Consider the following 22,666-nt stretch of genomic DNA (forward strand, 5'->3'; position numbering starts at 1 on the left):
CTGAATAGATGAGCGGCGTGGGCCTACTTGCCGACAAACTGCGGCGGGCGTTTTTCCATCGCCGCGCGCAAAGCTTCGGCGCCGTCTTCACTGCGACCGCAGAGCAAACCCGCCGCCAGCTCGGCTTGCAGCTGTTCTGGCAGGCTGCGCTGGGCGCCTTCGCGCATGAGTTTTTTGGTCTGGGCGAACGCAAAGGTCGGTCCAACGGCGATGCGTGCGGCTAATTCACTGGCGGCGCCAAGCAGTTGTTCGTCAGCGCAGACTTCGCTGACCAGCCCCGCCGCCAAGGCGCGATCGGCGCCCCACAACTCGTCGAGAAACAGCAGGCGTTTGGCCTGTTCGGTGCCAATCAACCGTGGCAGATGCCAGCTGGCACCGGCGTCCGGCGAATACGCCATGCTGGTGTAACCGGCCTTGAACCGCGCCGATTGCCCGGCGATGCGCAGGTCACAGCACAGCGTCAGGTCCATCCCGGCGCCGACGGCGGTGCCGTTGATCGCTGCGATGGTCGGCTTGTCCAGGCTGTACAGCCGGCTCATCAGCGCGTGGGCGGTTTCGGTCCAGCCGTAGCTTTCCAGCGCGCCACGGGCTTCGGCTTCAGCCCATTCGGCAAGATCGGCGCCGGCGCAGAAACTGCGGCCGCTGCCGGTCAATACAACGACCCGAACGGCCGGGTCGGCATTGAAGCCATCAAGCAAGGCATGAAGATTTTTCAGGGTTGGAATGTCCAGCGCATTGCGCTGAGCGGTGCGATTGAGGGTGATCCAGGCAACGCCCGCTTCGACCTGACTGAGCAGAGAAGATTGAATAGTCATGCGAGTCCTCGAATTATTGTGTTTGGCATGAGGTGATGCGACTTGAGGTCATACTAAACGACTGTTCAGCAAGACGGCAATCTGCGAGGAAATTGGCTGTAACAGCCTTAAAAATTCTTTAAATTATTGTTTTTATTGAGTTATTTTCTGATGCATAGCCGTGCGACAGCTGAGCTGTTACAACTTTGAACAACTGGCTACAGGACAATTGATGATCGTTGATGATCGTTCCCACGCTCCCGCGTGGGAATGCAGCCCGTGACGCTCCGCGTCACTGGACGCTCCGCGTCCCTAGAGGCATTCCTTTGCGGCGCATGGGAACGATCAAAACCACACCGCACGCATGTTCTTCAGACATAAAAAAACGCGACAGTCGCCTGTCGCGTTTTTTCTTGCTGCCTGCCGTTACACGGTCGGCAAGCTCGGCGCCAACACCGTTTGGCGTTTGCGCTGAATCAGGAAATACGCACCGTAGCACAGCGCCATGAACCCAAAGCCCCAATACAGCGAAGGACGCTGGGTTTCATCCATGGCCAGGAACACGAACAGCGAGCAGCACAAGGCGATGCACAGGATTGGCAGCAGCGGGAACCACGGCGCACGGTATTTCAGGTCGCTGAGCTTGCCGCCATCGCGGATATAAGCGCGGCGGAACTTGTACTGCGCCAGTGCGATAACGATCCAGGTCACGGTGCCGGACATCCCACTCACCGCCATCAGCACCATGAACAAGGTGTCGGCAGCGATGAAACTGGTCATCAGCGACACCAGCGCGAAGCACAAGGTGATGCTCAGCGCCCGCAATGGCACGCCGCGCTTGCTCAACGGCGACAGACTTTTCGGTGCCATGCCGGTCTTCGACATGGCCCACAGAATCCGGGTCGAAGCGTACAGGCCGGAGTTACCAACCGACAGAATTGCCGTGAGGATCACGAAGTTCATCAAGTCGGCAGCGTAAGGAATGCCGACCATGTCGAACACCTGCACGAACGGGCTTTCCATCAAGCCGGCCTGCTGCCACGGCACGATGGCCGACAGCACCACGATCGCCAGCACATAGAAAATCAGCACACGGAACACCACGTTGCGCACGGCGCGCGGGATGCTTTTTTCCGGTTGATCGGTTTCGCCGGCGGCTACGCCCATGATTTCGCAACCCTGGAACGCGTAGACCACAGTCATCATCACCGCGAACACCGCAGGCAAACCGTTGGGGAACAACGAGTCGCCGATCAGGTTGCTCATCATCGGTGCCGGCGCGCCGCTGGTCAGTGGAATCGCGCCGAAGATCACCAGGACGCCGACTACGATGAAGCCGAGAATCGCTGCAACCTTGATTCCGGAGAACCAGTATTCCGCTTCACCGAAAGCACGGGTCGCCAAGGCATTCAGGCCGAACAGCACGACCACGAACAGCGCCGACCAGTACCAGATCGGCACGCTGGGGAACCAGCGCACCATCAACATCCCGGCCGCGGTGAATTCCAGGCCGACGGTGGACGCCCAGCTCATCCAGTACACCCAGCCGATCATGAACCCGGTGGCCGGGCCGATGAACCTGGTGGCGTGGGTCTGGAACGAACCGGACACCGGCATCTGTACCGACAATTCACCGAGGCAGACCATCACCAGGTACATCAGGAAGCCGGCGATCAGATAAGCCAAAATCGCCCCCACCGGGCCGCCCTGATTGATCGTCACGCCGGAGCCCATGAACAGCCCGGTGCCGATCACGCCGCCCAGCGAGAGCATGAAAATGTGCCGGCTTTTCAGGGCACGGGTCAGGTGTATGCCTTTGCGTTCGATAGTTTCGCTCATGTCGGCACCTCAGTAGTCGGCGAGGTGCGCGGCGGATGACAGGACGTCATGGCGCTGGGAAGGATCAGCTTTACGGCAGTTCATTATTATTATCTCCAATAAGCTTCGAAGACCGCGCTGACGGCGGTTGCGTCGATTATTGGAAACCCGTGTAAGTTCGAGTTGAACGTGACGATCAAAGATGTAAAAAGTCGTAACATTCTTGTACGTCAGGCTTGTACGTCAGGCGTGCAGCAGGTCCGCCAGCGTCTGTTGCGAACGCTGCAATTGCTCGTGCACCTGAGGTGCCAGCGCCCGCAACGCCGACTCATCGTTGACCAGCGCCGCCTCTTCCAGTGCGCGCAGCACGTTGGCCAATGCGCGAAAGCCCAATGAGTCGCTGCTGCCGGCCAAACGGTGCGCCAGATGGGCAACTTCGGTGCAATCGTCGGCTTCGATGGCGTCCGTTAGCGCCTCCCGATGCTGAGTGATCGAGTGGCGCAACACCGCGAGCAATCCCTGAACCTTCTGTTCGCCGAGCAAGGTCCGGTGAGTGTCCAACAACAGCCAATCCATCGCCTCGTCATCCTGCTGCGGCTCGGGTATGGGCGACTGCCCGGCCAGCACCTGCCGCAGGTTTTCAAGCTTCAAGGGTTTGGCGAGAATGCCGTCCATGCCGGCATCCAGATAGCCGCGCACCAGGGCTGGTTGCACACTGGCAGTCAGGGCGAAAATCCGGCTATGACGGTTCGGCCCGGCGCTGCTGCGGATCAGTTTGCACAGCTCGACGCCGCTGATACCCGGCAGGTGCACATCGAGCAGGATCAAATCGAAGGTCTGGCTCGCGCATTGCGCCAGCGCCTGTTCGGCCTCTTCGGCGAGCCAGACTTGGTGCCCGTCGCGTTGCAGCAAGCCGCTGACCACTTCGCGGTTCAGCGCCACGTCCTCGACCACCAGAACGTTCAGCACGTGACCCGCTGCGCTGCTCGGTACCGCATCGATCATGCCGGTAGCCGGTTGCAACGTCAGCTCGAACCAGAAGCAGCTGCCCTGCCCCATCTCACTCTGAACACCGATTCGTCCGCCGAGTTGCTCCACCAGATGTTTGCTGATGGCCAGGCCGAGTCCGGTTCCGCCAAAGCGTTGCGCCACTTCTTCACTGGCCTGGGTAAAGCGTTCAAAAATCTTTGCCTGCATCGCCGGAGCAATGCCGATGCCGTTGTCGGTCACGCTCAGCCGCAGCCGTTGGCCGGTTTGCCCCGAATCTTGCGCCAGTAACGTGACTTCGACGCTGACCCGCCCGCCTTCGGTGAACTTGATCGCGTTGGCCAGCAGGTTGCTCAACACCTGACGCAAGAACTGCTCTGCAGCGTGGTGCCTGTCGGCGACCTGCGGATCGATCCGGCAATGCAGTGTCGTGTCATTGCTCAGCGCACGCGGTTCCAGCAGCGTCAGCACCTCGTCGAGCAAGTGCCGGACCGAGAAATCGACCGGTTCCGGGTGGGTTTCGCCCTCTTCCAGCCGGGCGAAATACAGCACTTCGTTGAGAATCGTCAGCAACCCTTCGCCGGCCTTGTACAGCGCATCCAGACGTTTGCCGTCGCGCTCGTCAAGACTGGCGCCACGCAGCAACTCGGCCATGCCGAGGATGCCATTGAGCGGTGTGCGCAGTTCGTGGCTCATGGTCGCCAGAAACCGCGACTTGGCGAGGTTGGCCGCTTCGGCTTCGTCCTTGGCGCGCATCAGGCTGGCCGTGCGGCGCTCGACCATTCTCAGCAGTTCATCGCGGTTATCCTGCAACGCCAGGCGATCGGTTTCGCGCCGATCAATGTCACTGAGGATCGCCCGGCGCATATCGTCCAGGGCGTGAGCCACGGTGTCGATTTCGTCTTCGTTGACGCCGCGGCTCTTGTCCAGATGCAAAGGCTCATGCCAGTCACCGGCGGCAATACGCCGGGCAAACCCGGCCATGACTTGCAGGTGCCGCGTGACCAGACGGTAAAACAGTCCCGACAGGGCCACCGCCAGCCCGCAGAGAAACACGCTCATCCACAACAGACTGGTCAAACCGGTGGCGAACAGCCGCTGATGCACCGCGCCCAGATCGGTGCTGACTTCCAATTGCCCCAGATGCCGCACAGGACCTGCCGGCGGTTGATAGTCCAGTTCAAAGCGCTCGACGCGTAACGGTCCGATCGGGTCCTGGTTGCCTTGCAGCAGATCGAAGTCCGGGCTGGTCAGACGAACCCGGGCCACATCGGAGAAGTCCACCAGGCCGCGCAGTTGCACATTCAACTGCTCCTGGTTCAGGTCCCAGAGGCTGCGCTCCAGGCTGGCCAGGTATCCGGCGCGAATCAGCTCCATGCGCGAGTCGATGTCACGCATCTCGCGGCGGTATTCGAAATACAGTTGCACGGTGCTCGCCAGCACGGTGAAGCACAGGCTGAACAACAGAATGAACAGCAGCAGGCGCCGCAACAGTCCACCGGGTCGTGCGCGAATCATTGCGTATCTGCCGGCAGGTTGATCATGTCGCGATAGGTCACTTCACTTTCGTTCAGCCAACGGTCGATTTCCCCGGCATCGACCATCCGCTTCAACTGCGCGTCGATGTCCGGCATGCGGCTGGCCAGCGGAGAACGGCGTGACACCGCAACCCGCAGATAATCCACGCTCAAGGCGTTAGGCAAGGCCACGATGTCTAGCGCCCCTGGCAGGTTTTCGACGTACAACTGCCCGGTGCGCCGTTCCGACGTGATGAAGTCGATGCGCCCGCGAATCAGCTTGCCGAAGTTCTGGCTGCTGTCGGACACCCATTCGATGTTCTGGTGTTGGGCGACCAAGCGATCGAAATCCACGCCGTAGCTTTCACCGAACAACAGCCCGCCCCGGTAATGGGCCAGGTCCTCCAGGCGTTCGAATTGCACCGGGTGCCGACGATTGGTGAACAGCGCGACCTCTTCGCGCAATACCGGCACCGTCGAAAAAACCATGCTCTGCTCACGTTGCACGGTACTGTAGGCCAGCACCACGTCGACCCGGCCTTCGGCGGCGTCCAGCAGGCAGCGTTTCCAGTTGCCCAGCACGACGATCTCGACCTCGTAGCCCAGTTGGCCGAAGAGGTTTTTCACCACGCTGGGGGCCAGGCCGCGGACCTGTTTACCGTCGCTCCAGGAGATTGGCGGGTACACCGGATAATCGCAGTAGCGAACCTTCTCCGCCGCTATCGCGCTGTTGGCCACCAATGCCAACATCAGCCAAAACAGCCGCAACATATGGCTCAGGCCGCGACGCTGGCGGTGAACAGGTAACCGGCGCCGTGGATGGTGATGATCAATTGCGGCTCGGCCGGATCGTCGTTCAACTTGCGCCGCAAGCGCCCGACCAGCACATCGATGGAGCGATCGTTAGGCACCCACTCGCGGTTGCGGATCTGGTCCATCAACTGGTCACGGCTCAAGGTGTGGCCGCTGTTGCGCAGGAACACGCTGAGCAACTGGTACTCGCCATGGGTCAGCAGGGTTTCGCTGCCCGCGTGGTCGATCAGCCGTCGGCGGTCAGTGTCCAGCGCCCAGGCGGCAAACTGCTTGACCGGCCGAGGGATCGCTGCAACCGGTTGCGGCGTTTGGGCATGACGAACCCGGCGCACCAGGTTTTTTGCCCGGGACACCAGTTCGCGTGGATTAAGGGGTTTGATCACATAGTCATCGGCGCCGCATTCAAGGCCGACGATACGGTCGATTTCATCGTTACGGCCGGTGATCAGAATGATCCCGACTTCCGAACGGACCCGCAGCTCCCGGGTCAGGGTCAGGCCGTCCTTGCCCGGCAAGCGAATATCGAGCATCACCAGATCGACCGTCTGGCTCGCCAGAAAGGTTTCGGCGAGTTCCGCCGTGGCGGCGCAATGCACCTCATAACCTTCCTGGGACAGGTAGGCGTGCAGCAGTTCGCGAATCAGCGGATCGTCATCGACGATCAGTACCCGAGGAGCCATCGCTTGGAATCCTGCGTATGCCCGAAGGCGTGTTTCTTATTAGAGTTTTTTCCTGCACCGGCGCCAGAGAGTATCCATTGCTGAACGGGCGATCAACAGTCAGTCGTCTGCAAACAAAAACGCTGACGGCCGCCGGCCTGCAAACCGTCGACCCAGGCTTCGCAAATCTGCATGCCCTGCTCCGGGGTAAAGGTCCCCGGGTTGAGTCCCGACTCCAGCCACAAGCCGTCGAGCAAGGCGCTGAGGCTGATGGCCGCAAGATCGGCATCGAAGTGTTCCCAGCCCTCCTCCTGCGCCAACTCCATCAGCACCTTGCGCAATACGCCGCGGTACTCGCCATAGGAATGATCGTGCGCCTGGTTGATTGCCTCTGCGGTCTTGACCGCGCCCCAGAACGCCAGCCAGGCGTCCAGCAGTTGCGGGTCCAATATCTCGGCGGAAAACGAGCCGCGGAAGAACGCCGACAAACGCTCGCGGGCATTCGGTGCAGCCTGTTCCATGGCCTCGCGCAGCAGGCACATGACTCGTCCGGTGATCGACATGTAGGCCTCGGCCACCAGTTCGTCCTTGCCCGAATAGTGATGGCTGATCAGCCCGACCGAAACCCCGGCCTCGGCGGAAATCTTGCGGATCGATGCGCCCTGGAAGCCATGTCGCTTGAGGCACACCAGCGTCGCCTCGATCAGATTGGCCTTGCGCAACTCCGGCTCCATGCGGGAAAAACGGGCTTCCTGACTCATGCGCGACACTCTCCTGGATCAATCGTTAGGGGCCGCGGCCGGGAAGACCGCGGGCTAAACGACTGTACAGCAAGAGCGACAAAAGTCTCCAGCGTCAGATCCGAGGTTTTCCCGCAAGGCTCGGTAGCTGCCACGGGAGCTGTCCTGCATCGCATTTCAATGTTGTGTAGATACCTATGCCCAGGAGTGGGCGCCAAAACAAGCTACTGCAAGCCATAGTAAAAAAACAAGTTGATTTTTTACTGCCGGTAAATTTCTATAGGACAATAATAACAACGCCGAAACCCCGGCCTTTCGGCTTCAGCCCGCCTGGAGTACCCGTACCATGCCGACCTCGACCCCAGCTTTTGCGCATCTGTTCGAACCCTTGCAGATTCGTGGCAAACGCCTGAAAAACCGCATCATGTCCAGCGGGCATGACACCTCGATGCCCACCGACAACCTGGTCAACGAACAACTGATCGCCTATCACAAGGCGCGCGCCGAAGGCGGTGTCGGGTTGATCGTGTTGCAAGTGGCCGGTGTGCATGACAGCGCGCGCTACACCTCGCATGTGCTGATGGCGACCGACGACGCTTGCATCGATGGCTATCGGAAACTCGCGCAAAGCTGCCACGCCCACGGCACCGTGGTGCTCTCGCAGATATTCCATCCGGGACGCGAGATCATGGAGTCCAGCGATGGTCTGCTGGCGGTCGCCTATTCGCCTTCGGCAGTACCCAACGAGCGTTTTCGGGTGATGCCGCGCGCTCTTGATCAGACGATGATCGACGAGATCGTCGCCGGTTATGGTGCCGCTGCGAGGCGCCTGTATCAGGCCGGGCTCGACGGCGTCGAAGTGGTCGCCAGCCATGGTTACCTGCCGGCGCAATTCATCAATCCACGGGTCAACCGCCGCACCGACGACTACAACGGTGACCTGCAACAGCGTCTGCGCTTTTTGCGCGAAGTGATCGCCGCCGTGCGCGCCAACACCGACGAGCAGTTCATCATCGGCTTGCGCATTTCCGCCGACGAGCGCGACCCCGAGGGGCTCACCGAAGACGAGTCGTTGCAAGCCGTCCAATCGCTGCAAACGCAGCTGGATTACGTGCACATCGTCGCTGGCACCTCGGCGTCGTTGGGTGGCGCGGTGCATATCGTGCCGCCGATGGCGATCGAAGCCGCCTACCTGGCCAAGGAAGCCGGAACCTTCAAGGCCAGCCTGAGCATTCCGTTGTTCGTCACCGGGCGCATTAACCAGCCACAGGAAGCCGAACTGATTCTGGCGCGTGGCCAGGCCGATGTGTGCGGCATGACCCGAGCACTCATTTGCGACCCACAAATGCCCAACAAGACCGACGCCGGGCGCGCCGAAGATGTGCGGGCCTGCATCGCCTGCAATCAGGCGTGTATCGGGCATTTCCACAAAGGTCTGCCGATTTCCTGTATCCAGCACCCGGAAACCGGTCGCGAGCTGCTGTTCGGCCAGCGGCAAGCGACCACCCAACGCAAACGCATCATGATTGCCGGCGGTGGTCCGGCCGGGATGAAAGCTGCGGCAGTGGCTGCGCAACGCGGGCATGAGGTGACGCTCTACGAGGCCAGCTCACAACTCGGCGGCCAAGTGCTGTTGGCGCAACTGTTGCCACGGCGCAGCGAGTTCGGCGGTGCCAGCACCAACCTCCAGCGCGAGATGGAACTGGCCGGCGTGCGCGTGGTGCGCAATACCCGCGTCGACCGGGCGTTGGTTGCGCGCGAACGGCCGGACATGGTGATCGTCGCCACCGGCGCCGAGCCCTACTGGCCGGCGTTCGAACGTGGCGGTGAGTTGCAGGTGGTGGACGCCTGGCAGGTGCTGCGCGATGAGGTGAAGATTGGCCGTTCAGTGGTGGTAGTCGACTGGCGCTGTGACTGGATCGGCCCCGGCATTGCCGAACGCCTGGTGCGCGCCGGGCATCAGGTGCAACTGGCGGTCAACGGCACCCATTGCGGGGAAAACCTGCCGCTGTACGTGCGCGATCAACTGGCTGGCGAACTGCATAAGCTGGGCATCCCGATCACACCTTATGCGCGGCTTTACGGTTGCGACGACAACACCGTCTACTTGCAACACACCGCCAGCGGCGAACCGATGCTCTTCGAAAACATCGATACGCTGGTGCTGTGTCAGGGCCATCAGCCGGTGGACACCTTGGGTTTCGAGCTGCAAGGTCTGGTGGAGTTTCGGCGGATCGGCGACTGTCTGGCTCCGCGCACCGCCGAAGAAGCGATTTATGAAGGCTTGAAAGTCGCCTGGGAGCTTTGAGGCTGTTTATACTCCGGGTCCGTATAACCCGTGGGAGCGAGCTTGCTCCCACAGGGATTGCGCTCATCAGCCCGGTTCGGAATTCACCATGAGCAACAACAGTACGACACAGCCTGCCACTGGCAGCGCCGAACCGCATTTTCTCGGCACGCGGATTCGCGGCCTGCGCAAACGTCGGGGCATGACCCTGGCGGAACTCGCGCAACTGAGTGAGTTGACGGCAGGCTACATCAGCCAGCTCGAACGCAACCTCGCCTACCCGTCGATCCCCGCGCTGTTCAACATCGCCCGAAGCCTGGGCGTGACCATCCAGTGGTTCTTCGCCAGCGAAGCCACCACCGCCCCAGAAGACCACGGTTACGTGGTGCGCAAGAACAGCCGCATGAGCGTGCATTACGAAGACGGCATCGTCGACCAATTGCTGACCCCGCAACCCAACCGTCAGCTGGAAATGCTCCATTCACGCTTCCCGCCAGGCACCTACAGCCAGCACAGCTACAGCCACGAAGGTGAAGAAGCCGGTTATCTGCTGTCGGGCACTTTCGAGTTGTGGGTCGCAGAACGTCATTTCCAGCTCAACGAAGGCGACAGCTTCAGTTTTTCCAGCCAGGAGCCCCACCGCTATGGCAACCCCGGCGACGTCGATGCAGTGGTGATATGGGTGATTACCCCGCCGACATTTTAACGGCGCAGGCGCCCATTCGGCTGAGTGGCGCAAGCGCGCTTCAAGGTGTCACTCGGTAATTCCTTGAACAGCGCCCGGTAGCTGCTGGAAAACCGCCCAAGGTGCCAGAACGACCAGTTCATCGCCACTTCGGCCACCGTGGTGTCGGTCGCGGTGCGGCTGAGCAATTCACGACGGGCGCTGTTGAGCCTGCGCAAACGCAGCCACTGGGTCGGCGCCATGCCGGTGTAGGTTTTGAACGCGTGTTGCAACTGACGCAGCGAGACTTCGGCGACCTGGGAAAGCTCCAGCAAATTGAGGTTCTCTTCCGGTGTATCCGCCGCCCATTCACCGATCCGTTTCATGATCGTTCGCTCCCCTGCCCGGCGCTGCAACGCGCCTCGGTCCAGGCAAACGCAGGCGTTGTCGAGAATAAACAGGCAGTCGTCCAGCAGCTGTTGGGTCAACGCGCCCTTGCTCGGCGGGTCGATGGTGTGCGACAGCCGGGTCAGGGTGCCGCTCAGCCAGCGGCTGAACAATGCGTTCTGCTGCGAGTTGAGCGGCGCCATGAACAGGCCTTCCAGCCGCTCTATGTTCAATCCATTGCGCTGAACGAATTCCGGGCCGAACACCACGGCCACTTCCTGATAGTTCTCCGGCGTGATCCAGATGTTGCGACTTTCGCCGTTCAGCACATACAGCGCGTTGTCACTGCGATCGAAACAGAACGCCAGCGAGCCCGGCGGCGCGCTGAAATTCTGCTCGACGCGGGTGTTCATGCACTCCTCGTAAATCTCCACGCCTTGCAGGTCCAAATAACGCACCAGGCCTGCGAAATGCCCCGGCGACATCTGCTGATAGTGCTGCACCCACCCAGGCGTCGCGCGGATCTGTTCGGCGACATCAGCGGTGTTGAAAGCCTGCACGTGCAAGGGATTTGACTCTGTCATGGAATGACCTGTACGCACTTTTTTGGTGCGCTTTGGTTCTGCTTAAAGTGGATAGATGGATCGAAACGCGTCGACCAAGATAGTCGTCAACGCGCTACAGGGGAAGTCTCTCGCCGCTTGCACGGAATGCAGAGACCGACTCTGGCGCTGACAAAACCAACCACGAGGTCTTTATGAATGCCCCTTTCGATCAGCTGTCTTCATGGCTGAAAGAACACAAGATTACCGAAGTCGAATGCGTGGTCAGTGACCTGACCGGTATCGCTCGCGGCAAGATAGCGCCCACCAACAAGTTCCTGCATGAGCGAGGCATGCGCCTGCCGGAAAGTGTGCTGTTGCAAACGGTAACCGGGGACTTTGTCGACGATGACATTTACTACGACCTGCTCGACCCTGCCGATATCGACATGGTTTGCCGGCCGGATTCTTCAGCGATTTACGTGGTGCCGTGGGCGATCGAGCCGACCGCCATCGTAATTCACGACACCTTTGACAAGCTCGGCAATCCGATCGAACTGTCGCCGCGCAACGTCTTGAAGAAAGTCCTCAAGCTCTATGCCGACAAGGGCTGGCAGCCGATTGTGGCACCGGAAATGGAGTTCTACCTGACCCAGCGCTGCGAAGATCCGGACTTGCCGCTCAAGGCGCCATTGGGTCGCTCGGGCCGCGCCGAAAGCGGTCGCCAATCGTTTTCCATCGATGCGGCCAACGAATTCGATCCGCTGTTCGAAGACGTCTACGACTGGTGCGAACTGCAAGGTCTGGACCTCGACACGCTAATCCACGAAGACGGCCCGGCGCAGATGGAAATCAACTTCCGTCACGGCGATGCGCTGGATCTGGCCGACCAGATCACCGTGTTCAAGCGCACCCTGCGCGAAGCGGCGCTCAAGCACAACGTCACCGCGACCTTCATGGCCAAGCCGATCGGCGACGAACCAGGCAGCGCCATGCACCTGCATCAGAGCGTGGTCGACATCGCCACCGGCAAGCCGATCTTCGCCGACAGCGACGGGCAGATGAGCGAGCTGTTCCTGCACCACATCGGCGGTCTGCAAAAGTACATTCCAAAACTGCTGCCGATGTTCGCGCCCAACGTCAACTCGTTCCGCCGCTTCCTGCCGGACACCTCGGCACCGGTGAACGTCGAGTGGGGCGAAGAAAACCGCACCGTCGGACTGCGCGTACCGACCTCCGGTCCCGAGGCCATGCGCGTGGAAAACCGTTTGCCGGGCGCCGATGCCAACCCGTACCTGGCCATCGCCGCCAGCCTGTTGTGCGGATACCTGGGCATGATCGAACGCATCGAATCGAGCGCACCGGTGCAGGGCCGCGCCTACGAGCGACGCAACCTGCGCCTGCCGATCACCATCGAGGATGCACTGGCGCATATGGAAGATTGCCCGACCATCGAGCGTTACCTGGGGGCCAAGTTCGTCCGCGGCTACGTCGCGGTCAAGCGCGCCGAGCACGAAAACTTCAAACGGGTGATCAGTTCCTGGGAGCGCGAGTTCCTGTTGCTGAGTGTCTGACACACCGAATGATCATCCTCACGCAGATCATTCCCACGCTCTGCGTGGGAATGCCTCAACGGACGCTCCGCGTCCGCTTCTGGGACGCGGAGCGTCCCGAGCTGCGTTCCCACGCAGAGCATGGGAACGATCAGTGCAACAAACATCGAAAACAATCATTCAAAGAGGTGTCGAAATGCGTCTATTGAAATCAGTTGTTCCCGCAGCGCTCGCGCTGTTCTGCAGCCTCGGCGCGCAAGCGCAGCCGAGCGTCAGTGTGTACAACTGGACCGACTATATCGGTACGACCACCCTCGCCGACTTCCAGGCGAAAACCGGTATCAAGGTCATCTACGACGTATTCGACTCCAATGAAACCCTGGAAGGCAAACTGCTCGCCGGGCGTACCGGGTATGACGTGGTGGTGCCTTCTAACCATTTCCTGGCGCGTCAGGTCAAAGCCGGCGCGTTCCTCAAACTGGACCGCTCGCAGCTGCCGAACTGGAAAAAACTCGACCCTAAATTGCTGGCACTGCTGGAGAAGAACGACCGGGGTAACGCGCATTCGGTACCGTACCTGTGGGGCACCAACGGCATCGGCTACAACGTCGACAAGATCAAAAAAGTGCTGGGTGTCGATCACATCGACTCCTGGGCCGTGCTGTTCGAACCGGAAAACCTGAAAAAGCTCAGCCAGTGTGGCGTGTCGATGATGGATTCGCCCGACGAAGTATTCCCGGCGGTGCTCAACTACATGGGCATGGACCCACTCAGCTCGAATGTCGAAGACTACAAAAAAGCCGAAGCCAAGCTGCTGACGCTGCGTCCGTACATCACCTATTTCCACTCCTCCAAGTACGTGTCGGACCTGGCCAACGGCGACATCTGCATCGCCTTCGGCTACTCGGGGGACGTGTTCCAGGCGGCAAACCGCGCCAAGGAAGCGAAGAACGGCGTGAACATCGCCTATGCGATTCCCAAGGAAGGCAGCAACCTGTGGTTCGACTTGCTGGCCGTGCCTGCCGACGCCGGCAACGCCAAACAAGCCCACGAATTCATCAACTACCTGCTGGAGCCAGAGGTGATCGCCAAGGTCAGCGCCACCGTCGGCTACGCCAACCCCAACCCTGCGGCCAAGCAGTTCATGGACGCGGAGCTGGTGAACAATCCAGAGGTTTACCCCTCCCAGGCGGTGCTGGACAAGCTGTATATCTCGACCACACCGACAGCGGAAATCATGCGCGTGATGACCCGCTCCTGGAGCAAAGTGAAGTCCAATAAATGAATCAGATCGCTATAAACCTGTCGGCGGAGCACGCCCGCTCCTATTACAACGCCTCCGCCAACGTGATGGTGCAACACCCGACGCTGACGTCGGATCTGCAAGCCGACGTCTGCGTGATTGGCGGCGGCTTTACCGGCGTCAACACCGCGATTGAGCTGGCCCAGCGCGGGCTCTCGGTGATTCTGCTGGAGGGGCGGCGGATCGGCTGGGGTGCCAGCGGCCGCAATGGCGGGCAGTTGATCCGCGGCATTGGCCACGACGTTTCGGGCTTTGCCCGTTACGTCGGTCAGGAAGGCGTGCGCTATCTGGAGCGCGCTGGCATCGAATCGGTCGAGGTGGTGGGCAATCGCATCCGCGAGCACGGCATCGACTGCGACCTGCGTTGGGGGTTTTGCGAACTGGCCAATACTCCCGGGCAGTTTGCCGCGTTTCAGTTGGAGCAAGAAACTCTCAGCACCCAGGGTTATGCCCATGCAACCCGCCTCGTCAGGCCCGAAGACATGCGTCAGGTTGTGAACTCCAGTGTCTACGCCGGCGGACTGGTGGACATGGGCTCCGGTCATCTGCACCCGCTGAATCTGGTGCTCGGCGAGGCTCGGGTCGCCGAGTCGCTGGGGGTGCGGATTTTCGAGCAAAGCCCGGTGCTGGAGATCATCCATGGCAGCACCGTGCAGGTTCGCTGCGCAGGCGGCACGGTGCGCGCCGGCAGTCTGGTGCTGGCCTGCAACGCGCACCTGGAGGATCTGGAACCACGGCTCAGCGGCAAGGTGCTGCCGGCGGGGAGTTACATCATCGCGACCGAGCCATTGTCAGCGCAGGCTGCCGCCGAATTGATCCCGCAGAACCTGGCGCTGTGCGACCAGAAGGTCGGACTCGACTATTACCGATTATCAGCAGACCGGCGCTTGCTGTTTGGCGGCGCCTGCCATTATTCCGGGCGCGATCCAGCGGACATCGCCGCCTACATGCGCCCGAAAATGCTCAAGGTGTTCCTGCAGCTGGCCGATGCACGCATCGACTATCAATGGGGCGGCAGGATCGGCATCACCGCCAATCGCTTCCCTCAGGTCGGGCGGTTGTCGCAGTACCCGAACGTGTTTTATGCCCAAGGCTATTCCGGACATGGCCTCAACGTCACACACTGGACCGCGCGATTGCTGGCCGAAGCGATTCATGCCGGACACAGCCACGGCCTGGACGTCTTCAGCGCAGTGCCGCACATGACCTTTCCAGGTGGCCGTGCATTGCGCACGCCGCTGCTGGCACTGGGCATGTTGTGGCATCGTTTGCGTGAGGTGCTAGGTTAATGGCCATCGCCATCGAATCGTCTGGAGCTTTGGGTAATGGCCGCGATCGAACTGCACCGCGCACAACGGGATGAAATGGACTGCATCGAAAACCTGATGCAGTTCTATATGTACGATTTCAGCGAGTGGCTGCCGCTGGAGTTTGGCGCCCATGGCTTTTTCAATATTCAGCCAAAACTCGACTACTGGCGAAAGCCTGCGACGCAGCCGTTCCTGATCAAGGTTGACGGGGAGATCGCCGGGTTCGTGACGGTTGACGACGAAGTTCGTTTCGACGACGTGCAGTACAACATCGGTTATCTCTTCGTCAGCCGCCGCTATCGAGGCCGCGGCGTTGGCAAGTTTGTAGTGTCTGCCCTGCTCCAGCAGCTTCCCGGTCAGTGGCAGATTTTTCATATCGATGCCAATCAGCCGGCCCAGGCGTTTTGGTCAAAAATCATCCCTGAGCTGACCCTGGGTCAGTTCACTCGTCATCAGCTTCCCGTCGACGGCTACCCGTGCACGTTGTTCAAGTTTCGGTTCACTGAGGCTTGAGCCGCTGCCAGCATCAAATCGGCAGGCAACGGCTGGCGAAGTCCAGTCCCTGCGTCCAGACTCAGAGCAATAGACGATCCCCGGCGCTGACGACTCGAGGCTTTGAGCATGCTGCTTTTCCTGTTACCTCAGGCTGACTACGACCCCACTGAAAGCAGTGTGCCCTGGCAGGCGTTGCATGACGCCGGAATCGAGGTGCGCTTCGCGACGCCAAAAGGCTTGCCGGCCTACGCCGATGCGCGACTGGTGGACATCGGTTTCGGGCCACTGAACTCGCTGCTGATGACCCGCAAGGAAGATCTTCAGTGTTACGCGGCCATGACCGCCGACGAGCGTTTCAAATCACCCATGGCCTACGCCGAAGTAGACCCCGAGCAGTACGAGGGGCTGGTGATTCCGGGCGGCCACGCCAAGGGCATGCGCAGTTTGCTGGAGTCCGAAGACGCCCGGCAGATTGTCCGGCACTTCTTTGATGCACAGAAACCGGTTGCGGCGGTCTGCCACGGTGTCTTGCTGCTGGCCCGCACGCTGGATGCCGACAACGTTTTTTCGGTGCTGCACGGGCGCAAGGTGACCGCGTTGCTGGCCAACACCATGGAGCTGCCAGCCTGGTGGCTTACTGCGCCGTGGCTCGGCCGCTACTACCGCACCTATTCGCAAACGGTGCAGGCCGAAGTCACCGCCGCATTGGCGAGCGTCCATGACTTCTTGCCGGGGCCAAGATTCTCGCAACGTGATTCGACAGAAAACCCGCAATACGGATTTATCGTGCATGACGGCAACCTGTTGACCGCACGTTGGCCGGGCGACTGCCACCGTTTTGCCGCGGAGCTGGTCAGCATGGTGCACCAGGCACGCAGTGTTCAGACCTCGCGCCGGGCCGACCGGACAGTCGGCATGCATTGACGGCGGCGGCGCGTCTCACACGCGCCCGCTGACCGACCACCAGCGCGGCAACAACTGCTGAACCTTGCTTTCGCCAAAGCGGTCATCGATCAGCATCACCACGCCTTGATCCTGCTGGGTACGAATCACCCGCCCGGCGGCTTGCACCACCTTCTGCACACCGGGAAACAGGTAGGTGTAGTCGTAACCGGCGCCGAAAATCGCCGCCATGCGCTGCTTCAGCTGCTCGTTGACCGGGTTCAGTTGCGCCAGTCCCAGGGTCGCGATGAACGCACCGATCAAGCGTGAGCCCGGCAAGTCGATACCTTCGCCGAACGCCCCGCCCAACACCGCAAAACCGATGCCCTGGCTGGTGGGCGTGAACTGCTCCAGAAAGCCCTGACGCCGGGCTTCGTCCATCCCGCGTGACTGTGACCACAGGTTGATCTGCGGCCAAGTCTCGGCAAACAGCTGCGCCACCTGTTGTAGATAATCAAAGCTGCTGAAGAACGCCAGGTAATTGCCGGGACGCTCAATGAACTGTCGGGCCATCAACTCGACAATCGGCGCAAGCGAGGCCTGCCGGTGCACGAAACGGGTGGAGATTTGACTGACAATCTGCACCTTGAGCTGCTCGGCGCTGAACGGCGACTCAACGTCGATCCACACCGTGGTAGCCGGCAACCCGAGCAGGTCGGCGTAATAGCGCTGCGGGCTCAAGGTCGCGGAAAACATCACGGTGCTGCGCGCCGCCGTCAGACGCGGGCGGATGAAACCGGCTGGCACCACATTGCGCAGGCACAGCTGCGAAAGGCTGCGCGTGTTGCCGAGGTCGCGCTTGCTGATGTCGAACAGGAAATGCTCATCGAACAGTTCGGCGACCCGGCTGAATTGCAGCGCTTCGAAATAGAAGCTCTGCAAAGCAGCGTCCAGCCCCTGCGGGTGATCATTGAGGTAATCGCCGATGGCGGTCGTGCAGAGCGACAGCGCTTGCAACAGTTTTTCCGGGGCCTTGGCGTAAGCCTGATAAGGGCTGATCTGGGTTTTGTGCAGCGCGTTCCATTCACGGTTGACCCGCTGCAAGCTCTTCTTCAGCACCTCGGGAGCGCTTTTGCGCAGCGTATTCAAGGCGAATTGATCGAGGCTGGCGCTGTACATCTGCCGACCGCGCTCCACCAGGTTGTGGGCCTCATCCACCAGCACCGCGACCTTCCACTGGTTAGCCTGGGCCAAACCGAACAACAACGCACTGAAGTCGAAATAGTAGTTGTAGTCGGCAACCACTACGTCAGCCCAGCGGGCCATTTCCTGGCTCAGGTAATACGGACATACCTGATGTTCCAGGGCGATCTTGCGCAGAGCCGCCTGATTGAGCAGCGTCACCTGACTCGCCGCCTCGCGGGCCGCCGGCAAGCGATCGTAAAAGCCTTTCGCCAACGGACAGGATTCGCCGTGACAGGCTTTGTCCAGGTGCTCGCAGGCTTTGTCGCGCGCAATCATCTCAAGCACTCGCAACGGTAAACCGTCGCTGTTGTCGACGATCACCTGTGCCGCATCCAGCGCCAATTTGCGTCCGGGAGTCTTGGCGGTGAGAAAGAACACCTTGTCGATCTGTTGTGGCGCCAACGCCTTGAGCATCGGGAACAACGTGCCGACCGTCTTGCCGATGCCGGTCGGAGCCTGGGCCATCAGGCAGCGACCGGTGCTGACGGCCTTGAACACCGATTCGGCGAGGTGACGTTGCCCCGGGCGGAAATCCGGGTATGCAAAGCCCAGCGCCTGCGCGGCCTGATTGCGCGCTTCGCGATGGACCATTTCCTGCTCGGCCCACTGCAAAAACAGCCCGCACTGCAGCGTGAAGAAACGCTCCAGCTCAAGCGCGCTCCAGGTTTCGACCAGGCTGGTTTCCTTTTCGCTGACGATATCGAAGTACACCAGCGCCAGCTTGATCTCGGCCAACTGCAGTTTCTGACACATCAGCCAGCCGTAGATTTTCGCCTGGGCCCAATGCAACTGACGGTGGTTGGCCGGCATCCGTTCCAGTTCGCCACGGTAGGTTTTGATTTCCTCAAGGCGGTTCTGGCCAGGATCATAACCGTCCGCCCTGCCCCTGACCGTCAACTGCCGATATTCGCCTTCAAGGGCCACTTCGTTTTGATAGGTCTCACTGCGCCGCGAGGCGACGGTGCGGTGACCGACGATGCCCTCCAGGGCTGTCGGCGACGGGGTGAAACGCAGGTCGAGATCACCGATCTTGGCGGTGAACTCACATAACGCACGCACCGCAACGCTGTAGCTCACGCCTCGTGCTCCACCCATTGCACATAACAGACAGCGATAGGCATCTGGTGCTGGTGGCAGAACTCCAGCCAGCGCAGTTGGTTGTCTTGCAGCCGATCGCCCGGGCCTTTGACTTCGATCATCCGGTAGGTCTTGTGCTGCGGCCAGAACTGGATCAGGTCCGGCATCCCGGCGCGATTGGCCTTGATGTCCAGCAACAGTCGATGGAACCAGTGCTTGAGGTGTTCAGCCGGCAGACAGTCCAGCGCCTGCTCAAGCAGCTCTTCGGTCAGTACGCCCCAAAACACAAAGGGTGATTGCACGCCTGATTTGGCGCGAAAACGCTGGCGGATGGTCTCGGCATAACGCCCATCGTCCAGTTCTGCCAGGCACACCTGGAACAGCCCGGCACGCCGGGAATGAAAATCCTCGCTGAGCAGGTCCACCGGCCCACGCTGGAAAGGGTGAAAAAATGCCCCGGGCAACGGTGCGAAAATCGCCGGCCAGCAGAGCAGCCCGAACAACGAATTGATCAGGCTGTTCTCGACGTAATGCACCGGTGCCGTGGGTTCATCGAGATGGGCCTGCACGTAGAACTCGACTGACAGTGCCGGGTCGATTCGCGGCAGGCTCAGGTCCAGGCGCTCAACCTCGCGCGTCTTGACCCGAGGCGCCGGCGGGCCGCCGAGTTTACGCCGCAACCGGGGCAGCACCCGTGACAGCTGTTGTTGCTCGGCGGCACTCTCTGGCGCGTGTTCGGCGTGGGTCGCCAACTCCAGGGCCAATTGAAACTCGGCGCAACGTTCCAGCACCCGAATCAAGCGCAACCTGGCGCCGGGGTACGCACATTCGCGGTAGATCGTCAGCGCTGCCGGGAAATCGGCGATGCGCTCGCAATGTTGCCCGATCTGAAACAGCAGCTTGGCGCGTCGCCGCTCAAGCCAGGGGTTGGCGGTTTGCAATGTACGGATCTGTTCGACGACTTGTTCCAGCGGCTCCCCGGCTTCAAAACGCAGCTGACAGTCGTGCAGATAGAGAAACGCCTCGACGTCGTCACGACTGCGCAAGCCTCGGGACTCGGCGCAAAACTCGACTTTCTCGTACGTAAAAATCCCAAGATCCGCCAGGACAAACTCCGACCAGTCCTGATACAGGTTGCCGAAGAACATCAGCCGCAGCCGATCGCACAGATCCATGATGGTCAGGCTCAACAACCGGTCATCCAGCGTCGGGCACCAGGTCTTGAAGGACTGCGCCTCGGTGAACTGCTCGCTCAGTGCGGCCAGCCACTCGGACTTCTTCGCTTTGGGTTGTTCGATGGCCGTGCTGAAGCACTGAAGGATTTCCGGTTTGAGCAGCACCTCGAACAGTTGCTCAATCGAAAGTGGCGCCTGTTCGTCAACCCAGCCAAGGGTCAGCAAGGGTTCTGCCGCGCGGGCGATCTCGCCAATTTCGGCGTAATGCAACTTGCCGAGGCGAAAATGCTCGCCCTTGCGCATGACCATCCTGACCAGCAGTGCCTGAGAGGCGCGCGGCAACTGGCCAAAATCAACGATGAATTGCTGCTCTTCCAGGCTGAGCACATCGGCATAGCGCTGCTCAAGCCAGGCGAGCACTTGTTGGAAGTTGTTCAGGTAATAGAACGGATCTTCGAGCGGATTGACTGTCACAAATAGAAAGCGCCATGGCGAGCAGATACTGGTTATGCGTACAGATATCAGCTGAGCCCGGTGCTGGCAAATGGAAAAAGATCAGTGGCCGGTTTTGCCAGGGACGGTCAGTTGAGGAAATTTAGTGTCTGGATGCTCTGTTCTGATCCGAAATCCACCCCTCACCCCAGCCCTCCCGAAACGTCGGACCGCCCCATGGGGGCGAGGGGGAAAGGGAGCAGATCTCCAAGCCTTTCAAAACCTGAGTTCGACTCGGACTTTCAGGTCGATGTAACTCGAAAGAACACCTCGGTCAGTCCCCTCGCCCCCTGGGGCGGTCCGACGTTTCGGGAGGGTTAGGGTGAGGGGCTTGAGTCGACTGATCGTCATCAGCCGGTTTGGTGGCTTTTTCCGCCATAAACCGAACTTTCCTGGAGTGAATGACACCAACAACGGTCGGTATCGAAATGACGCATCTGTGCGTCGAGACGATCAAAAGAATTCTGTAAGAGAGGTTTATTGATGAATATCCGCATTCTGAGCATGCCCTTGGCGATCGTAGGCTTGCTGGCATTAGGCGGTTGCGCGTCGCCAACGGTGGTGACGTTGCAGAACGGCACCCAATATTTGACCCAGGACACGCCGAAAACCAAAGGCACAGACGGTTTCATTGAGTTCAAGGACATTTCCGACGCCAAGATCAAGGTCAAGGCGGACGACGTCGCCACCATCCGCACAGGAAAATGATCGAAAGCCTCAGGGCATCTGCAATGCAGGGTCTTGCCCCGGGATACTGTTATCGCAGGAAATGACCTGCCCGCCGCGTCGCAGCAATTGCCCCCTGATCGTTTGGCAGCGCTCGTATTCCCGGGCATTTGCGTTGTCGATGCTGATATTGCCGGTCACGGGCGGTTGCTTGCCATCACCCAGGCTCAGTTTCACCCAGGGTTGTTCCGGCTGAATCTGGAAACGGCTGTTCTCGGGTTCAGGCTCGGTCTGTTCAACCTGTGCGGGTGTTGGCAGTTGATCGGCGGTCACGCCGTACCGGTTCAAAATCGAGCCATGAGGCAACTCCTCAGCTATCGCGCTCGCCGATAACATCATCAGCGCCGCTGCGACTGCCTGCCTCTTGCTGTTACTCACTGTGTTCAATCTCCTGTTTCGGTTCACCGCGCCTGGTGTCTGTGCTGCTCGAAGGTGGCGCCCTCTGGAAACGCATGACCTGCCCGGTGGTTTAATGCCATGGCAAAAAAAAACCGGGGCACACGCGCAAAATTCTAATTTACGTCTGGCTCACCGGAACATTGTGGCTATGCTTTTCAGAGTCGACGGGCGTTTTCCTGATCCCGGGGAGATGCTTTTGTCCGGTATTTGAGCCTGCCGTGTAGCGACAGGTCACCTTTTTCAATCAGAAGGAATTACTAGCGTGCAGCCCCTACAACGCCCTTTGAGCGATAAGGACTTCGCGCTTCCCCTGCCCGGCTTCAAAGTTCTGGCACTGGCCCTTGCCGTATTCGGACTCAGTGCGTGCAGCAGTATCCACGCTCACACCACCGAATACGCCGGGGCCCAGCACACAACCGCCACGTCCCCGGACTCGGTGCAAATACTGCGTACCGCGCCGACACGACCGTACACGCGGTTGGGTGAAGTGATTCTGCACACACGCACGCAGCCGGCCCCGCCCGTCAGCGAGTTCGAGCAGAGACTGCGTGAAGAAGCGGCAAAAATCGGCGGCGATGCGGTGGTGGTGATCTACGACATGACCCTACCCATTTCGGATTACGTCAGCGCTGCGCTTCCGCTGGACCGGGATCTCCACAGCGAGCAGAGACGCAAGCTCAAGGGCATCGTGATTCACTATGAATAAACGCTGAAAAGCCCGACGCGAACCGTAATGCTGTTCACTTAAGCCGATGTTTCAGGCACATCCGCAGTTGTGGCGAGGGAGCTTGCTCCCGCTGG

Annotated in this window: 19 protein-coding genes; 9 read left to right on the forward strand and 10 right to left on the reverse strand. The window is 60.3% G+C overall.

The window, feature by feature from the left end; all coding sequences use genetic code 11:
- Positions 1-23 precede the first annotated feature (23 nt).
- The 6 genes from KRR23_RS15060 to KRR23_RS15085 all read right to left on the reverse strand — a co-directional run bounded on the left by KRR23_RS15060 (position 24) and on the right by KRR23_RS15085 (position 7,349).
- Positions 24-815 carry an enoyl-CoA hydratase/isomerase family protein gene (locus KRR23_RS15060; protein ID WP_216743143.1) on the reverse strand — a complete coding sequence of 264 codons (792 nt, stop codon included), beginning with the start codon at positions 813-815 and terminating at the stop codon, positions 24-26.
- A 405-nt stretch (positions 816-1,220) separates the two neighbouring features.
- Positions 1,221-2,633, reverse strand: a complete 1,413-nt coding sequence (locus tag KRR23_RS15065) for an amino acid permease (RefSeq protein WP_216743144.1) — start codon at positions 2,631-2,633, stop codon at positions 1,221-1,223.
- A gap of 222 nt (positions 2,634-2,855) precedes the next feature.
- Positions 2,856-5,117, reverse strand: coding sequence for an ATP-binding protein (locus KRR23_RS15070; protein ID WP_216743145.1), 2,262 nt, complete (start codon positions 5,115-5,117; stop codon positions 2,856-2,858).
- Complete coding sequence (locus KRR23_RS15075; RefSeq protein WP_216743146.1) at positions 5,114-5,887, reverse strand: ABC transporter substrate-binding protein; 774 nt, start codon at positions 5,885-5,887, stop codon at positions 5,114-5,116. The genes KRR23_RS15070 and KRR23_RS15075 overlap by 4 nt, the downstream gene beginning before the upstream one ends.
- Positions 5,888-5,892: 5 nt before the next feature.
- Positions 5,893-6,609, reverse strand: a complete 717-nt coding sequence (locus KRR23_RS15080; protein ID WP_216743147.1) for a response regulator — start codon at positions 6,607-6,609, stop codon at positions 5,893-5,895.
- A 92-nt stretch (positions 6,610-6,701) separates the two neighbouring features.
- Positions 6,702-7,349: a TetR family transcriptional regulator C-terminal domain-containing protein gene (locus tag KRR23_RS15085; RefSeq protein ID WP_216743148.1), complete on the reverse strand. Its 648-nt coding sequence runs from the start codon at positions 7,347-7,349 to the stop codon at positions 6,702-6,704.
- A gap of 325 nt (positions 7,350-7,674) precedes the next feature.
- Between KRR23_RS15085 and KRR23_RS15090 the strand changes: the two genes are divergently transcribed.
- Both KRR23_RS15090 and KRR23_RS15095 read left to right on the forward strand, forming a co-directional pair.
- Complete coding sequence (locus KRR23_RS15090; protein ID WP_216743149.1) at positions 7,675-9,636, forward strand: FAD-dependent oxidoreductase; 1,962 nt, start codon at positions 7,675-7,677, stop codon at positions 9,634-9,636.
- A gap of 88 nt (positions 9,637-9,724) precedes the next feature.
- The gene (locus KRR23_RS15095; protein ID WP_216743150.1) at positions 9,725-10,321 is read left to right on the forward strand and encodes a cupin domain-containing protein; all 597 of its coding nucleotides are present in this window, start codon (positions 9,725-9,727) and stop codon (positions 10,319-10,321) included.
- Here KRR23_RS15095 and KRR23_RS15100 read toward each other — a convergent pair.
- On the reverse strand, positions 10,318-11,250 hold the full coding sequence (locus tag KRR23_RS15100) for a helix-turn-helix domain-containing protein (protein ID WP_216743151.1): 933 nt from the start codon (positions 11,248-11,250) through the stop codon (positions 10,318-10,320). The two genes, KRR23_RS15095 and KRR23_RS15100, sit on opposite strands and share 4 nt — an antisense overlap.
- Before the next feature lie 173 nt (positions 11,251-11,423).
- Between KRR23_RS15100 and KRR23_RS15105 the strand changes: the two genes are divergently transcribed.
- The 5 genes from KRR23_RS15105 to KRR23_RS15125 all read left to right on the forward strand — a co-directional run bounded on the left by KRR23_RS15105 (position 11,424) and on the right by KRR23_RS15125 (position 16,793).
- Positions 11,424-12,782, forward strand: coding sequence for a glutamine synthetase family protein (locus KRR23_RS15105; protein WP_216743152.1), 1,359 nt, complete (start codon positions 11,424-11,426; stop codon positions 12,780-12,782).
- A gap of 175 nt (positions 12,783-12,957) precedes the next feature.
- Positions 12,958-14,046 carry a polyamine ABC transporter substrate-binding protein gene (locus KRR23_RS15110; RefSeq protein ID WP_216743153.1) on the forward strand — a complete coding sequence of 363 codons (1,089 nt, stop codon included), beginning with the start codon at positions 12,958-12,960 and terminating at the stop codon, positions 14,044-14,046.
- On the forward strand, positions 14,043-15,353 hold the full coding sequence (locus tag KRR23_RS15115; protein ID WP_216743154.1) for an FAD-binding oxidoreductase: 1,311 nt from the start codon (positions 14,043-14,045) through the stop codon (positions 15,351-15,353). The genes KRR23_RS15110 and KRR23_RS15115 overlap by 4 nt, the downstream gene beginning before the upstream one ends.
- Positions 15,354-15,389: 36 nt before the next feature.
- Positions 15,390-15,887 (forward strand): GNAT family N-acetyltransferase, encoded by a 498-nt coding sequence (locus KRR23_RS15120; protein WP_216743155.1) that lies wholly within the window; start codon positions 15,390-15,392, stop codon positions 15,885-15,887.
- A gap of 108 nt (positions 15,888-15,995) precedes the next feature.
- On the forward strand, positions 15,996-16,793 hold the full coding sequence (locus KRR23_RS15125) for a DJ-1/PfpI family protein (RefSeq protein ID WP_216743156.1): 798 nt from the start codon (positions 15,996-15,998) through the stop codon (positions 16,791-16,793).
- 15 nt (positions 16,794-16,808) lie between these two features.
- Here the strand turns inward: KRR23_RS15125 and KRR23_RS15130 are convergent, their stop codons facing one another.
- Positions 16,809-19,073 carry an ATP-dependent DNA helicase gene (locus tag KRR23_RS15130; protein ID WP_216743157.1) on the reverse strand — a complete coding sequence of 755 codons (2,265 nt, stop codon included), beginning with the start codon at positions 19,071-19,073 and terminating at the stop codon, positions 16,809-16,811.
- Positions 19,070-20,722, reverse strand: a complete 1,653-nt coding sequence (locus KRR23_RS15135; RefSeq protein WP_367880653.1) for a VRR-NUC domain-containing protein — start codon at positions 20,720-20,722, stop codon at positions 19,070-19,072. The genes KRR23_RS15130 and KRR23_RS15135 overlap by 4 nt, the downstream gene beginning before the upstream one ends.
- Positions 20,723-21,223: 501 nt before the next feature.
- Here KRR23_RS15135 and KRR23_RS15140 point away from each other — a divergent pair.
- Positions 21,224-21,448, forward strand: coding sequence for a YgdI/YgdR family lipoprotein (locus tag KRR23_RS15140; protein ID WP_054597322.1), 225 nt, complete (start codon positions 21,224-21,226; stop codon positions 21,446-21,448).
- Between the two features lie 9 nt (positions 21,449-21,457).
- Here KRR23_RS15140 and KRR23_RS15145 read toward each other — a convergent pair whose 3' ends face one another.
- Complete coding sequence (locus KRR23_RS15145) at positions 21,458-21,844, reverse strand: hypothetical protein (protein WP_216743158.1); 387 nt, start codon at positions 21,842-21,844, stop codon at positions 21,458-21,460.
- Positions 21,845-22,127: 283 nt separating this feature from the next.
- On the opposite strand from KRR23_RS15145, the gene KRR23_RS15150 reads away from it, so the two are divergent.
- Positions 22,128-22,571, forward strand: a complete 444-nt coding sequence (locus KRR23_RS15150) for a hypothetical protein (protein ID WP_367880654.1) — start codon at positions 22,128-22,130, stop codon at positions 22,569-22,571.
- Positions 22,572-22,666: the final 95 nt, after the last annotated feature.

The organism is Pseudomonas sp. CVAP#3, from assembly GCF_018986375.1.
Taxonomy (GTDB): domain Bacteria; phylum Pseudomonadota; class Gammaproteobacteria; order Pseudomonadales; family Pseudomonadaceae; genus Aquipseudomonas; species Aquipseudomonas helvetica.